The following is a 14997-nucleotide window of genomic DNA, read 5'->3' on the forward strand; positions in this document are numbered from 1 at the left end:
AAAGTAATAAGTTTACTTAACCTTATAAAACATTAAGTATTATTGCTACGGCAGTTTTAGTGTCCCTATCGTCTAGAGGCCTAGGACACCGCCCTTTCACGGCGGTAACAGGGGTTCGAATCCCCTTAGGGATGCCACTTTATTTGTGATTTTTCATGGCTAAGGTGATATTAAAAAGTGAAATGAAGTAAAAAATAGTCTTCTTATACTATTAGGTGTTAAAGCTTAAAAATAAGAGTTTAGAGTTTTAATTATCCTTAGTTTTAATCTATTATTGATTTGTACTAGGTTAGTTAATTCACCAGAGTGATCTGGTAGATAGTTTGAAATGATAATATAACATCATATCTGTGTCCCTATCGTCTAGAGGCCTAGGACACCGCCCTTTCACGGCGGTAACAGGGGTTCGAATCCCCTTAGGGATGCCACTTTCTTTTATAGTGAGTGAACTAGCAAAGAAAAACCTCGTAATAAGTTATTATTACGAGGTTTTTTTTGATCTTTTTTTAGTGATATTGTAATTTAACCTAAACTTGCCGCTGTTTTATAAGCACTACGACTGTGCATTTTACTTAAGTAAGCAAGCGTGTTGGTTCTATCCACTAATAATCCCATTTTTGCTGCGATGTCGAGCATAATTGTCATCATAATATCAGCAGCGGTAAATTCATTACCTGCAAAATATGCTCTGTTTGCTAATGTTGCCTCAATATAAGAGAAGTCTAGCGCGAGCTCCTTCGCTATATAAGCGTCCATGGGCTGTAAGCCATCTCTATTTTCCATGTTCATTAACACTGAGCTAATAACGGGTAGGGCAAGTGAGCCTTCTGCAAAATGTAACCACTCTAAATAATGACAGTATTCGAGACTTTTTGTACTTGGGCGCAGTCTGTTTTGAGGGTCGCTATTTAATATATATTCAACAATTGCACCAGACTCACCAAGGGTGATATCACCATCAACAATAATGGGGGCTTTTGCTAACGGGTGTATTTTATGTAAACTTTTTGGTGCTAGTTGTGTCGTGGTATCACGCTGATGTGCAACAACGTTGTAAGGGATTTTTAACTCTTCTAATAGCCATAGTACTCGGCTAGAGCGAGAGGCATTTAAATGGTGAACGGTTATCATAGTTTTTCTTCTTTTGATTTATTGTTTGGGGGGTAACAGTTATTAACCTAACTTTTAAACGATTCCAACCCTATTAACCTGCGTTGTTTAATAGGGTTGGAAAATAATATACGTTACGTTAAGCTATCTGGACCAACGCGTACAACCAGCTTGCCAAAGTTTTTGCCTTCTAGTAGTCCGATAAATGCTGTTACGGTATTTTCAATACCATCAACTAAATGCTCTTTATAGTGTATTTTTCCCGCCATAAGCCAGGCCACCATAGCTTCGCTAAATTCATTATAGCGATGACCATAATCATCAAACACAATAAAGCCTTGCATTTTTATACGTTTAACTAGTAAAGCGCCCATTAATGAAAACATACGATCTGGACCTTGAGGTAACTCTGTTGCGTTATATTGAGAAATAAGACCACATAAGGGAATGCGTGCGCTGCTGTTTAGTAAAGGTAGCACCGCGTCAAAAATTTTACCGCCAACATTCTCAAAGTAAACATCAATCCCATCAACACAAACTTGGGTAAGTTGCTTAGCAAGATCATCTGAATAATGATCGAGACAAGCATCAAACCCCAGTGTATCAACTGCGTATTGGCATTTTTCACTGCCGCCAGCAATACCAATAACTTTACAGCCTTTTATTTTAGCGATTTGTCCTACTAAGCTACCAACAGCGCCTGTTGCCGCAGCAACAACGACTGTTTCACCTGCTTTGGGCTGGCCAATATCAAGTAACCCCATATAGGCGGTTAAACCAGGCATTCCTAAAATCCCTAAGGCATAAGAAGGATTAGGGATATTACGGTCGAGCTTTAGGAGGTTTTCACCATCAGAAATACTGTAATCTTGCCAGCCGCCAAAGGCGACGACCCAGTCACCTACTTGGTATTTACTGTGGTTTGAGACCTCAACACGACAAACACTGCCGCCAACCATTACTTCGTTAATTTCAACCGGATCAGCGTACGACTTTGCATCACTCATACGACCTCTCATATAAGGGTCGAGCGAAAGGTATACTGTTCGTAATAAAACTTCACCTTCTTTAGGTTGAGGCGTGTCTGTTTCTATGGTGTTGAAGTTATCTGCCGTTGGCGCACCAAATGGGCGAGAAGCTAATACTATTTGTCTGTTTTTATGCGCTTGTTGAATTTGTGTCATGCAAAATCCTATTCAGTCTTTTTATGATAATGAGCTAATATGGAATAATATTTTTGTTAAAGTGCAAGGGTTAGAATTTCACGACTTACCTCTAAGGTAATGTCTTGGTGCTCTCCTAATTCAACCATGCCATGCTGTGCTAACTTCTCTATAATTCCATCAATTTTTTCTTCTGTTATATCGACATCAGACAAACGTGTTGGCACATTCATACGGGTGAAAAAATCTTCAGTTAACGCTATCGCTTTATCAATTTTAGCTTCGTCATTATCATCGGTTAAATGCCAAACACGCTCAGCAAATTGCACTAGTTTTTCGTGTTTTTCATGGCGTTTTACCTTCATTACCGCAGGTAAAATAATAGATAGTGTTCTTGCGTGATCTATACCAAAACCACCGGTAAGTTCATGACCTATCATGTGTGTTGACCAATCTTGTGGTACGCCAGCGCCAATTAAGCCATTTAACGCCATAGTTGCCGACCACATAATATTAGCGCGAATATCTAAATGCTCTTTTGTGTCTGGGTTTAATGCCTTAGGGCCTTCCTCGATGAGCGTTTGCAATAAGCCCTCAGCAAAGCGATCTTGCACTTTACCATTAACATTGTAGGTTAAGTATTGCTCCATTACATGAACGAAAGCATCGACAACTCCATTACTAATTTGACGATCAGAGAGCGACAAGGTGACTTTAGGATCTAATATGGCAAATTGAGGTTTTACCAACGAGCTACTAAACGGTAATTTATTACCATCACGGGTAACAACAGAGTTGCCATTACTCTCAGAGCCTGTTGCAGGTAAGGTTAATATCGCGCCAATAGGCAATGCACTTTTAACCGGGATTTGTTTAGCTAAAATATCCCAAGGATCATCTCCTTCGTACAATGCGGCTGCGGCAATAAACTTAGCGCCATCAACAACTGAGCCACCGCCAACCGCAAGTAAATAATCAATATCATTTTTTTGAATAAGCTCTTGCGCTTTCATTAATGTTTGATAACTAGGGTTGGGCTCAATCCCCGAAAATTCAAACCAAGTATGATCGGTTAAGGCATTCACGACTTGCTCATAAACGCCATTGCTTTTAATTGAGCCGCCACCATACACAACGAGTACTTTGGCATCGGCTGGAATTTCATTGGCAACAAAATGGATTTGGTCTTCACCAAAATGAATTTTTGTTGGATTGTGAAAGCTAAAATTTAACATAGGTAAATATCCCTGATAAAAGTAAAATTACGTGTTTAATTGGTTAATTAAGACGTTAATTGATTTAGTAGTTTGTTAGCGACTAAGCTAGAGCTTGCGGGATTTTGTCCGGTAATAAAGAGTGCATCTTGCACGGCAAAAGCATGCCAATCGTCAATTTTTTGGTAATCGCTACCGCGTTTAACTAATTCATCTTCGAGTAAAAAAGGGACAATGTCTGTTAATTGTACAGCCGCTTCTTCGCTGTTAGTAAACCCTGAAATCGCTTTGTCTTTGATAGCATATTCGCCAGCACTGTCTTTAACATTTAGCAATGCAGCGGTTGCATGACACACAGTTGCAACAGGCTTATTTGCAGCTAAAAACTGTTCAATTAATTGAATAGAGTCATTGTTATCAGTTAAATCCCATAAAGGACCGTGACCGCCAGGATAAAATACCGCATCAAAATCATCAGCACTTATTTGAGATAATACTTGCGTATTAGCGATAAGCTGTTGCGCCTCAGTATCTTTAAAATACTTAACTGTAGCAGGTGTTTGAAAGTCTGCCATTTCACTTTTAGGGTCAATTGGCGGTTGCCCACCTAGAGGCGAAGCAAGTGTTATTTGTATACCCGCTGCTTTAAATGTGTAGTAGGGTGCCGCAAATTCCTCTACCCAAAAGCCTGTTTTTTCACCGGTATTACCTAGTTCAGCATGTGATGTTAATACCATCAATATTTTCTTTGTATTCATAATGACCTCTGTGGCTTTAATAAAGTGAGTGATATTTTTCAGTAAGGACAGTCTACAGTGACAATTAATATTGAACAATGCAGGCTCAATGAGTTTCTTTGTATCAATTAATGATACAATAAGGTTTTAACATGTTGCTGATCTTGAGGAGTGTCATTGTGGATATATCGTTTGAACAGCTTAAAAGTATGGTTGTTTTTGCACAAGTCATTGAACAAGGGACGTTAAGTGGCGCCGCTAAAAGACTTAGCTTGTCACGCGCTGTTGTGAGTTACCATATAAAGAAGCTTGAAGCTCAGCTAGAAATTAAGTTATTGAATCGTTCAACCAGAACGATTTCATTAACCGAAGCAGGCAGTGAGTATTATCAACATTGCCGGGTTATTGCAGAGCAAGCTTTTGCGGCTAATCAGCAAATTGAAAACTTAAAAAGTGAACCTGTAGGTTTATTAAAAATTACATGTCCTGTTAATGTAGGGCTACAAACGATTGTGCCAGCATTGAATGAGTTTAGAGCGCTTTACCCCAAAATAGAACTCGACGTGATGTTAACCGATGAAGTGGTTAACATTATGAAAGAGGGGATAGATTTAGCGATTCGTGGTGCACCTTTAGTGGACTCAGGATTACAAGCGACTAAGCTCTCTACTTTGAGTACTTGTTTGTGCGGAGCGCCAAGCTATTTTGAGAAATTTGGCTTGCCTAAACATCCTACCGACTTACATAAGCATCAGTGGGTAATATACAAGCTCACTTCAGGAGCACTTGAGCTTACCAAAGGTACTCGCTCTTTTAGTATTGAAATGAAAGGGACTATTACGACCAATAATGCTGCAGCAAGAACGGCGTTTGTTGAAGGTGGACATGGTCTCGCAAGGATCCCTCTTTATGATGCCACTCCAAAAATACAACAAGGCTCTTTGATAAGAGTACTGGCTGATTACACCATGAAAGATATTAATATCTATGGTGTTTTCCCACCAGGAAGTGCAGACTCTAAAAAATTGCGCTTACTGATTGATTATTTGAAAAACTACTTTAATAAACCACCATTGTTATAGGGCGTTACTATCTTGCTAAACCTTTGTCTAAGCAATACACTAGCGACTATTCATTTTATTTCAATTCAGCTTAGATTATGTCCTCAGATCGCTTTGGCACCAGCGCCAACTATAAACAAAAAGAACAAGGTTATCGTGACCGTGCATTAAAACTTTACCCTTGGGTATGTGGTCGTTGTGCTCGAGAGTTTGTTTATTCAAACATTAAAGAGTTAACGGTGCATCATATTGATCATGATCATACCAATAACCCTAACGACGGCTCTAACTGGGAGTTACTCTGTATTTATTGTCATGATAATGAACACGCTAAATATACTGACCATGCCAGCTATCAAACGGAAGTTAAAGCTGGAGATAGTAACCAAGAGAGTGCGACTTACAATCCGTTTGCCGATTTAAAGTCTATGTTGAAAAAATAGCGCTTTAGTTATAGTAGCTTAGTACTTTTATCTAGTACTTTTTATTTAGTACTTTTGCTCATTACCCCAAACTGTCTTCTGGTGTAAGGTAGTTCGCATACTCTTTAATGCCAAAAAAACGAATAGATTTTTTCTGTTTCAGCTTTTTGGCAATTAATTTTTCACCGCAGTAAATTTTAACCACTTGCTTATCACCATTAGTATCGCTGTCATAAGTATGCTCTTGGTTAAGTCGTAAGTTATCAAACTCAGTTTTCATAATAAGCTGCATTAATTACCTCCGATGACGGTTAGAGTAGTTTGTCTGGAAAAATAAAAGTTATAAATTATTAATCTCTTTCTGTACTTGATAGCCTTCATCAGTCACAATTTTTTCTAATGTTTCTACGCGCTCAGTTAACTTTTTAATTTGTAAATTAAGTGCAGTATTTTGTTCGTCAGCACGTTCATTCGCTGATGAAGTGTGTGCGAGGGTTTTAGCTTTGTAGTCTAAATACTTTTTATACATTTCATAGAGTATGCCAAAGACAATAGACACTACAACAATAATCATGACCGCGTTACTCATAAACGACTCCCGTGTGTGTTAGTTTTTTGAGTTCTATTTCTATAATAGAAAAAGTTAAGCATAAATAAAATGATAATAAAGGGCAGGCTAGATAATACTACCGTATGCCAGCCTGCGTTAAATAATACCCAACCTGCCATTAATGAAGCGAGCGCTTGAAAGGCAAATAAAATAAAGTCGTTACTTGCTTGTACTTTATGACGCTCAGCGCTGCTATAGCTTTGTGGTAACAAAGAGGTGCCACTAAGAAAGAGAAAATTCCAACCAACCCCTAATAACAATAAAGCCCACCAGTAATGCATTACTTGCTCTCCCGATAAAGCGATAATAGCTACAATGGTATAAATTATTGTGCCAATAAGCATCAATCCTTTCACTGCAATGCGTTTGACTAACCAAGGGGTAATTAAAGAGGGCAAATACATTGCAGCAATATGGCTTTGAATAACCCATTTGGTGTCATGTAAGCTATGCCCTTGCATGTGGTGCATACTTAAAGGCGTTGCGGTCATTAAATAACTCATTAAAGCGAAGCCAATTGTTGCACTGCCAATAGCAATGATAAAAATAGGTTGGCGTATTATTTGTGTTAACGGGCGTACTTGACCGATTACTTTGTCTTCTTTGATGTCGGTATTAGTAAAACCTAGCATGATAATGATGGCGAATAGAATAAGTAAGGCGAGCAATAAAAAAGATCCAGCGTAACCATAAGGGGAGGTTAACCAATCTTTACCAACTAACGCTGCTTCAGGACCTAAAAAGGCGGCGAACACCCCACTTAGCATTAAAATGGCTAATATTTTTGGCGTATCATCGTCACCGGTGCTGCTTTCAATCGCGGCAAAACGGAATTGTTGGGTAAAAGCACTACCAAAGCCAAATAATAAACTCGCTAGAGCAAATAACTCAAACACGGAAATTTTTGCAGAAACTAAAGCTATTAATGCCGCAACCATAGAGCAACTTAACCCTGTTAATGCTGCAAATTTTCGACCTTTAAACTTTGCTAGCATGGCTGCTGGCACTGAGCCTGCGGCAACACCTAAAATCATTAAGGTGATTGGTAGTGTTGCCAGTGAAGGGTCACTGGCCAATTGACTTGATAATATGCCGCCAATAAACACAATCACTGGTCCTGATGAGGCTACCAATGGCTGAGCAATGAATAATAACCAAATATTACGGGGCAGGGTGTATATTCGCGATAAAATGAAAGCAGTTAATAATAATAGCGATAAGGTGATAAAAATATTAATCAGCATTTAGTTATCCATAAGTTGCCCATAAATTACCCATAAGTTACCTCTATACAGAGTAAAGGTGACAGTGCTCTAGTGTTTAAGGTGAGCGCTTAACCAGACTCCATCGCTAAAATGGTTTTAATATCGAGTATACCGTCATAACGTAGCATGGTTTTTTCTTGTTTTACCCTCGCTAATACCGCCATTCTGTCTGACAATTCATTTCCTTCTATATTGGCATGACCTTTTACATGAGCAATAGTAATGTTGTTTTTAATGGTTTGATAGCGAGCAAAGCATTGCTGAATAAGCGCAAGGTTTTTAATTTCTTCACCTTTTCCACGGGTCCAGCCTTTTGCTTGCCAGCCTTTTGCCCACTTAGTTATGCAATCTATCGAATATTTTGAGTCAGACAATATTTTGATGCTTTTTTCAGGGTGCTTTTTGATAAAATGTTCAGCTAATTGAAACGAAGATAATAAGCCATTTAATTCGGCGGTGTTGTTGGTGCCATTGGCTTCGTATAACCCGTAATATAAAGAGGTGAGCTTTTTACTTTCATAAACAGCAAGCCCTGTGCCTGATTTACCGGGGTTAGGTGAGCATGCACCGTCGCAATATATTTCTATATCAGCATCTTGTGTGGCTAATTTAGGTGCTGAGGTGACCTTTTTACGGGTACTTTTTTTAGCTGAGCTATTAAGTGGACTTGTTGATGATGAAGTTGACTTTTTACTTAATGAGCGCGCCATTAAGGCTTTGGTGTAAGTTGATGCAAATGCTTGCTCAGCGGCAGTTTTTGACTCAAAGCCCATAAATTGTGCATCGGGACGACCTGCTGTGTGGCTTTGTACTTCAGGCCATGAGGTAAATATACCTGTTTTTGCGCCTTTCCATATAACGTAGAATTTTTTGCTCATGAAGATAATAGCTCTGTTTGGAAGAAGAGAAGAGCGGTTATTATCATCAATAACGGCTGTTATAGCCAGTTAAAAAAAACCAATAAAGTGTTACTTTATTGGTTTTTATATTATATAAATAAGGCCGTCAGTTTACAGAGGCTAACCTATGGGTGTTAACTTAAGTGCGTTAATTTAAGCTATTTGCCTTTATCATATGAGTTTCATTAGCACTTAAACACTTTAGTAAAAGTAGTGATTAGAAAAAACCTAAAGGGTTGACACTATAACTCACCAATAGGTTTTTAGTTTGTTGGTATTGCTCTAATGCCATTTTATGAGTTTCACGACCAATGCCTGACTTTTTATAACCACCAAAAGCAGCATGAGCAGGGTACATATGATAGCAGTTAGTCCATACTCGGCCAGCTTGTATTTTTCTGCCCATACGGTAAGCGCGATTCATATCTCGAGACCATACGCCCGCACCTAAACCAAATTCTGAACTATTCGCTAGCGCTAATGCTTCAGCTTCATCTTTAAAAGTAGAAAGTGATATGACGGGCCCAAAAATTTCTTCTTGGAAAACGCGCATATCGTTAGTGCCTTTTAATAATGTTGGTTGAATATAAAAGCCATCGCTAAGGTCATCACTTAACGCTTCGACGCCACCCCCCATTAACACTTCTGCACCCTCAGCTTTACCAATATCAATGTAACCTAAAATTTTATCAAATTGTTGTTTTGATGCTTGTGCGCCAACCATAGTGTTGGTATCTAATGGGTTGCCACGGGTAATTGCAGCTGTGCGTTCAATGACTTTTTCAATAAACTTATCGTAAATGTCTTCATGAACAAATAAACGTGAAGGACAAGTACAAACTTCCCCTTGATTAAAGTAGGCTAATACTGCCCCTTCAATACATTTACTTAAGTATTCGTCTTCGTGATCTAAAACATCTTCAAAAAAAATATTGGGAGATTTACCCCCTAACTCTACTGTAGAAGGAATAATATTTTCAGCAGCACATTTAAGTATTTTCTCACCAACAGGAGTTGAGCCGGTAAAGGCTATTTTTGCAATACGTTTGCTACTTGCCAGTGCTTGACCTGCTTCTGCGCCAAAACCATTAACAATATTGAGCACACCAGCGGGCAGTAAGTCTTCAATAAGCTCCATGAATACTAAAATAGAAGCGGGGGTTTGCTCAGCTGGTTTAAGTACTACGCAATTACCACCAGCTAGTGCCGGTGCTAATTTCCAAGCAGCCATTAAAATAGGGAAGTTCCATGGAATGATTTGGCCAACCACGCCTAAGGGCTCATGAAAATGGTATGAAACAGTATGTTCGTCAAGCTCCGCAAGTGAGCCTTCTTGAGCGCGTAAGCAACCAGCAAAATATCTAAAATGGTCAATTGCTAAAGGAATATCAGCGGCTAAGGTCTCTCTGATAGCCTTACCATTGTCCCATGTCTCGGCGACGGCTAATAACTCAAGGTTTTGCTCAAGGCGATCGGCGATTCTTAATAAGGTATTGGAGCGCTCGGTTACTGAAGTATTACCCCATAACTCTTTGGCTTGGTGAGCCGCATCAAGAGCTAAGGTAATGTCTTGTTCATCGGATTGTGGTATTTGACAGAAAACTTGACCATTAACCGGACTAATATTATCAAAGTATTTGCCACTTTGGGGTTCAACCCACTGCCCGCCAATAAAGTTTTGATAGCGAGGTTTAAAGGTAATAAGAGAGTTTTCACTACCAGGTATTGCATAAATCATAAAATATCCTTACTTGTAATAATTATTGAGGTTTCAACGATAAGTGTTGATTTACATGACTGGGGTTAGTTACTCTTTTTCGGTTATTTTCTTTGATAAAAAACGCGAAAGTTTAACCACCCTAATATTCTAGTTGTATTTTTAAGTCAGGTTATTTACCTTAGTGAATTAAGTCATCGTTAACTTTGTTGTAGGTACTGAAAACTTGCCTGTGAGTTCACATTTTATTTTAGGGGCTGTTGATCTTTCGAGATTGTTTTTGCCGCTTTTTGTTGGGTATTTATACAAGACAGAGCCTTTGTCGTGTGGTTATTCCGGATAATAAACACCTGCATTGTCTAATAAGCTACATCCCTGTAGCGTCACACAAAAAGGTGATAACGCAGTGAAAATGCCCCACAAACGCTGTCCGCCGCGATTTAAACGCTTTTATCTCGAACAAAAGTTAACCGCGAAAGAGCAACCGCCCCTAGATAAATAAAAATAAATTAGGACGAATCGTTTATGTTGCTGAGTCACACCATAGATAACATTAGAAAATCGCCACAGGTATTGGTAGAGAATAAGTTAAGCTTTGCTGGCCCTGACTCTGAGTTGGCTATTTATGACACCTATGAAGTGGCTAATAAGGTCAAGTTAAGCTCTGATCAGTTATTGTTTTGTGCCATGGTGACAGGAAAAAAAATTATGCATAGTGATGAAGACTATGCACGAGAGTTTCTTCCGCATCAGTCTTTTATTATGGCGCCGTATTATGACGTTGAAATAGACTTCCCCGAAGCTAGCTTAAATAAACCTACGACATGTTTAGCAATTGAATTATCGCGCGATAGAGTTAACCAGATCGCTAATAGTTTAAATGTAGAGCAACCGCTTAATCGAGAATTTGGTTGCTGGCAATATCATCATAAATTATTACATACTCATCACAATAACTATATCCAACAAGTGTTGAACCGCATTGTGCGAATGTATAGTGAAAACCATCCTGATAGAAATGTTATGATAGAGCTGGCGGTATCTGAGTTAACCATTAGATTATTGCGACAACAAACACGGGATTTTATTTTAACATTTACTGCTCAAGATCCTGAAAACAGCGGTTTAACCGCTGCTTTAAATTTTATACACCACCAGCTGAGCCAGCCTATTAATGTGGATGAATTAGCGCGCATTGCTTGTATGAGCAGAACCAAGTTTTTCAGCCAGTTTAAGCAACATCTAGGCTGTAGCCCTTTGGTGTATCAGCAACAAATCCGACTAAAAAAAGCGGCCGAAAGTCTGGCGCAAGGCCAGCAAATAACACAAACTTGTTTTGCGTTAGGGTTTGTTAATAGCAGTCACTTTAGTCGCTGCTTTAAAGCCTTGTATGGGATAAGCCCGCGAGAGTATAAAAGCCGCCACACTACGATGCAAACTCCTCAGTCAGCAGATAATCATCAATAAATTAACTGTTAATTAAATAGCTAACAACAAACTAAAAAGCTTGCTAAAATTACCACCGTTAATTTTTTCAGTTCACTATTTAGGATATACATGGCTATTAATTGGTTTCCCGGTCACATGCACAAAGCGCAAAAAGAGATCAAAGAAATATTACCGCAGATTGATGTAGTCATTGAAGTGTGTGATGCACGATTACCCTTTAGTAGTGAAAACCCGATGATCACTGAGATCAGAGGGGATAAACCACTGATTAAGATTTTAAATAAAAGTGACTTAGCAGACCCAGAGTTAACAAAGCTATGGCTTAATTATTTAGAGTCTCAACACAATGTTAAAGCGATTGCGTTAACTACCGATAACCCCTCAGTAGCTAAAACCTTACCTAGCCTTATTCGTAAACTTGTACCAAATAAAGATGAAACCGGTAAGCAAATTAATGCCGTTATTATGGGAATTCCTAATGTTGGAAAATCAACTCTGATTAATACCTTAGTTGGTAAGGCTAAAGCTAAAGTAGGGAATGAGCCAGCGGTAACGAAAGGGCAACAGCGCATTCGCCTTGAGGAAGGTTTATACCTATTTGATACCCCAGGGATGCTGTGGCCTAAAATTGCAAATGAAAATAGTGGATATCGTTTAGCCGTTTCAGGGGCAGTAAAAGATACTGCTTTTGATCACGATGATATTGCTTACTTTGCAGCCGAATATTTATTGAGTGCTTACCCTGAACGTGTACTAGAGCGTTATAAGCTTGATGAATTGCCCCAACATGAAGAAGACTTAATTGAAGCAATAGGCAGACGGCGAGGTTGTGTGAAAAGTGGTGGTCGTGTTGATTTACATAAAGCGGCGGTTATTCTTATTAATGAAATTCGAGATAAAACCCTCGGTTCATTAACCTTTGAAAAACCGGATATGATCGAAAGCGAAAATCTGCATTTTGCCGAATTAGAAGAAAAACGCGTTGCAGCCCGCGAAGCTAAAAAACTAGCACGAGGCCGTGGCCGTAAAAACAAACGCTAACAGTTATGCGAATGCAAGTTGTACATCTTAACAACTTGCGTACACCACTTAGTCAGCCCAAGGACGTTATTATGAACGCGAGTAATGAATTTAGCTTACATCCTCAATTAGCCAAAGATAGTATTGAATTAGTGCAATTACCATTATCAACATTATTATTATGTAATGACAGCACTTACCCTTGGTTTATTTTAGTACCAAGAGTTGCTGATATTAATGAAATATACCAGCTTGATTGGCAGCAGCAACAACAGTTATTAAATGAATCGAGCTTGTTAAGTGAGCTGTTAATGCAAACTTTTCAAGGTGATAAAATGAATATTGCCGCCTTAGGTAATGTAGTTGAGCAATTACATCTTCATCATGTGGTGCGCTATAAAAGTGACGCTTGTTGGCCTAAACCTATTTGGGGACAGCAACCGTTAGTTGCCTACGATGAGCAATCGTTGCAGGCACTGAAAGAAAAATTGTTGCCGCAACTTAAGGCTGTTTTGGCAACTTACCGTTAAACCAACCTAACCTTATACGCCATACTCTTATCATCTTTTAATCCATAGTATGGCGTATATATCTAATAACAACCTTTATGCACGCTTTTTAATTATTTATAAATTATAACTGTATGATTTATAGTTGAAAGTTGTAAAATAGCACCCTGAGTAATATTTCATGTATAAAAAACTCATGCTGACTGTTTTTTATGCTGGTCTGAGTTGTTTATTGTAATGATATATGCCTATAATAATGTGAATTTTTTGTTACATTTCATCTGTTTCACCTAATGTTAGAGATAATGGTAATGAGTAAAATTGAGATAATATATGAATAAAATAACAAAAGGTTTTACCTTAATTGAGCTAATGATAGTGGTTGCTATTATTGGCATTTTATCCGCCATAGCATTTCCATCTTATCAAGCATACATGCAAGATGGTCGTCGAGCCGATGTACAACATTTTGCCCTGCAGCAGGTGGCTATTTTAGAAAGAGCATATACACGAACAGGACAATATCCGGCTGCAGGTGGTGCAGCTGGTCAGTTTCAAGTGACAGCAACAGATTTTTATACTTTTACTTATACGCCTACAGCAAGTGCAGGTGCACTGAATGATCAATTTGTTTTATCAATAGCTCCTAAATCGGGTAGCGCTCAAGCAGGCGATAAGTGCGCTACTATGACGATTAATCACCAAGGGCAACAAGGTTCATCATCGTCACTGACTGATTGTTGGGGCTGATTTTAGGCAAAATTTCTTTTTATTTTAAGTAAAATGACAGCGCTATCATTAATGTTAATTATTTGTTATAAATTAACATTGGATATTTGAATTGTTTAAACATTAATAAATGTGAAAAGGTTGATGAATGCAGTACCAAAATAAGTACCAAGACAAAGTTAATCAAAAACAAGGTGGTTTTACGTTAATTGAGTTGTTATTTACTGTAGCTGTTATAGGTATTTTAGCATCAGTGGCTTTACCTTCATGGTCTGCACAAATGAAGCGTGAACGTTTGGTGTCTAATGCTAACCAATTGCACAGCGTTTTTAAGTTTGCACGTAGTGAAGCCGCTAAAAGAGATACAGCTATTGTTTTGAATGAAAATTCAGGCGATTGGCAAGTGATATTATCAGGTAATACTTTACAAGCTTTTTCACCAAGCCATAGTACTATTTCTGTTTCCGGTCTTGTTGACTTAAATATAACGGCATCAGGTGAAACAGGTGGTGGTACTTTTTTAATTCAAGATGGCGATACGGATACCGTTGATTATTGTTTAACGGTATTGCCAAGCGGGCAAAGCTTTCTAGTGAATAATAATGTTTGCCTATAAAGGTCATTTTATGAAGAACCAGATAAGTAATAAGCGATTAAACTCTTTAGCTTTCAGCAAAACAGCAAGAAGCATTCAAGGGTTTTCTATGGTTGAGGTACTCATAGCATTAGTACTTTCTACTATTGCCTTATTAGGGCTTGCTGCCGCTCAACTAAAATCACTGCAGTATGCAACTAACAGTTTTAATTATACCGTATCGCTTATTCAGGCAAATAATGCCATAGAGCGAACTTGGGCTAACTTATGTGCTTTACAAACCGCAGGAGCAATAGATGCGGCGCATGAAGCTAATATTCAACCTCAAACACCTTATTACACGTTAACAATCCCTCCGGCACAATTAGCAGCTTTTGCGAATAATCTTAATATTACCGTGAGTTGGATCGATACTCGTTTAGATGATGAGGCCGAGGCTAACGTTGATCAAAACCAAGCGGTTATTAATGCACAGTTTTATCAAATATGTCCTTAAT

General features: G+C 38.5%; 17 protein-coding genes and 2 tRNA genes. 10 read left to right on the plus strand and 9 right to left on the minus strand.

What is annotated here, in order from left to right:
- Nucleotides 1-61 precede the first annotated feature (61 nt).
- Nucleotides 62-137 (plus strand) — tRNA-Glu (locus ABD005_RS15590).
- A 215-nt stretch (nt 138-352) separates the two neighbouring features.
- A tRNA-Glu gene (locus ABD005_RS15595) sits at nt 353-428 on the plus strand.
- 94 nt (nt 429-522) lie between these two features.
- Here the strand turns inward: ABD005_RS15595 and ABD005_RS15600 are convergent.
- The 4 genes from ABD005_RS15600 to ABD005_RS15615 form a co-directional block, all read right to left on the minus strand.
- Nucleotides 523-1131 (minus strand): glutathione S-transferase family protein, encoded by a 609-nt coding sequence (locus tag ABD005_RS15600; RefSeq protein WP_343818576.1) that lies wholly within the window; start codon nt 1129-1131, stop codon nt 523-525.
- Between the two features lie 113 nt (nt 1132-1244).
- On the minus strand, nt 1245-2294 hold the full coding sequence (locus tag ABD005_RS15605; protein ID WP_343818578.1) for an NADP-dependent oxidoreductase: 1050 nt from the start codon (nt 2292-2294) through the stop codon (nt 1245-1247).
- Between the two features lie 56 nt (nt 2295-2350).
- A complete protein-coding gene (locus tag ABD005_RS15610) occupies nt 2351-3508 on the minus strand; it encodes an iron-containing alcohol dehydrogenase (RefSeq protein WP_343818580.1) in 1158 nt (385 codons plus the stop codon).
- A gap of 47 nt (nt 3509-3555) precedes the next feature.
- Nucleotides 3556-4245 (minus strand): type 1 glutamine amidotransferase domain-containing protein, encoded by a 690-nt coding sequence (locus ABD005_RS15615; protein WP_215981394.1) that lies wholly within the window; start codon nt 4243-4245, stop codon nt 3556-3558.
- Nucleotides 4246-4403: 158 nt separating this feature from the next.
- Here ABD005_RS15615 and ABD005_RS15620 point away from each other — a divergent pair, with 158 nt between their 5' ends.
- Both ABD005_RS15620 and ABD005_RS15625 read left to right on the plus strand, forming a co-directional pair.
- Nucleotides 4404-5306 carry a LysR family transcriptional regulator gene (locus tag ABD005_RS15620; protein WP_343818582.1) on the plus strand — a complete coding sequence of 301 codons (903 nt, stop codon included), beginning with the start codon at nt 4404-4406 and terminating at the stop codon, nt 5304-5306.
- Between the two features lie 77 nt (nt 5307-5383).
- Nucleotides 5384-5728 carry a YajD family HNH nuclease gene (locus ABD005_RS15625; protein WP_215981392.1) on the plus strand — a complete coding sequence of 115 codons (345 nt, stop codon included), beginning with the start codon at nt 5384-5386 and terminating at the stop codon, nt 5726-5728.
- A gap of 61 nt (nt 5729-5789) precedes the next feature.
- Here the strand turns inward: ABD005_RS15625 and ABD005_RS15630 are convergent, their stop codons facing one another.
- The 5 genes from ABD005_RS15630 to exaC form a co-directional block, all read right to left on the minus strand.
- Nucleotides 5790-5987: a hypothetical protein gene (locus ABD005_RS15630; protein WP_343818584.1), complete on the minus strand. Its 198-nt coding sequence runs from the start codon at nt 5985-5987 to the stop codon at nt 5790-5792.
- Nucleotides 5988-6047: 60 nt separating this feature from the next.
- Nucleotides 6048-6296, minus strand: a complete 249-nt coding sequence (locus tag ABD005_RS15635) for a hypothetical protein (RefSeq protein ID WP_343818585.1) — start codon at nt 6294-6296, stop codon at nt 6048-6050.
- Nucleotides 6293-7561: an MFS transporter gene (locus ABD005_RS15640; RefSeq protein WP_343818586.1), complete on the minus strand. Its 1269-nt coding sequence runs from the start codon at nt 7559-7561 to the stop codon at nt 6293-6295. The genes ABD005_RS15635 and ABD005_RS15640 overlap by 4 nt, the downstream gene beginning before the upstream one ends.
- An 89-nt stretch (nt 7562-7650) precedes the next feature.
- Entirely contained in the window at nt 7651-8460 is an 810-nt protein-coding gene (locus ABD005_RS15645; protein WP_343818588.1) for a ribonuclease H family protein, read from the minus strand.
- 238 nt (nt 8461-8698) lie between these two features.
- Entirely contained in the window at nt 8699-10219 is a 1521-nt protein-coding gene (gene exaC, locus ABD005_RS15650; protein WP_215981387.1) for an acetaldehyde dehydrogenase ExaC, read from the minus strand.
- A gap of 504 nt (nt 10220-10723) precedes the next feature.
- Between exaC and ABD005_RS15660 the strand changes: the two genes are divergently transcribed.
- The 6 genes from ABD005_RS15660 to ABD005_RS15685 all read left to right on the plus strand — a co-directional run bounded on the left by ABD005_RS15660 (nt 10724) and on the right by ABD005_RS15685 (nt 14996).
- Nucleotides 10724-11665 carry a helix-turn-helix domain-containing protein gene (locus tag ABD005_RS15660; protein ID WP_215979298.1) on the plus strand — a complete coding sequence of 314 codons (942 nt, stop codon included), beginning with the start codon at nt 10724-10726 and terminating at the stop codon, nt 11663-11665.
- Between the two features lie 90 nt (nt 11666-11755).
- On the plus strand, nt 11756-12688 hold the full coding sequence (gene ylqF / locus ABD005_RS15665; RefSeq protein ID WP_215979297.1) for a ribosome biogenesis GTPase YlqF: 933 nt from the start codon (nt 11756-11758) through the stop codon (nt 12686-12688).
- Between the two features lie 71 nt (nt 12689-12759).
- Nucleotides 12760-13197 (plus strand): HIT domain-containing protein, encoded by a 438-nt coding sequence (locus tag ABD005_RS15670; protein WP_343818591.1) that lies wholly within the window; start codon nt 12760-12762, stop codon nt 13195-13197.
- A gap of 312 nt (nt 13198-13509) precedes the next feature.
- Entirely contained in the window at nt 13510-13926 is a 417-nt protein-coding gene (locus tag ABD005_RS15675) for a type IV pilin protein (protein WP_343818593.1), read from the plus strand.
- 127 nt (nt 13927-14053) lie between these two features.
- A complete protein-coding gene (locus ABD005_RS15680) occupies nt 14054-14521 on the plus strand; it encodes a GspH/FimT family pseudopilin (RefSeq protein ID WP_343818595.1) in 468 nt (155 codons plus the stop codon).
- Between the two features lie 10 nt (nt 14522-14531).
- Entirely contained in the window at nt 14532-14996 is a 465-nt protein-coding gene (locus ABD005_RS15685; RefSeq protein ID WP_343818597.1) for a type IV pilus modification PilV family protein, read from the plus strand.
- Nucleotide 14997: the final 1 nt, after the last annotated feature.

Origin of the sequence: Colwellia asteriadis (genome assembly GCF_039523295.1) — a bacterium.
Classification (GTDB): Bacteria; Pseudomonadota; Gammaproteobacteria; order Enterobacterales; family Alteromonadaceae; genus Colwellia; species Colwellia asteriadis.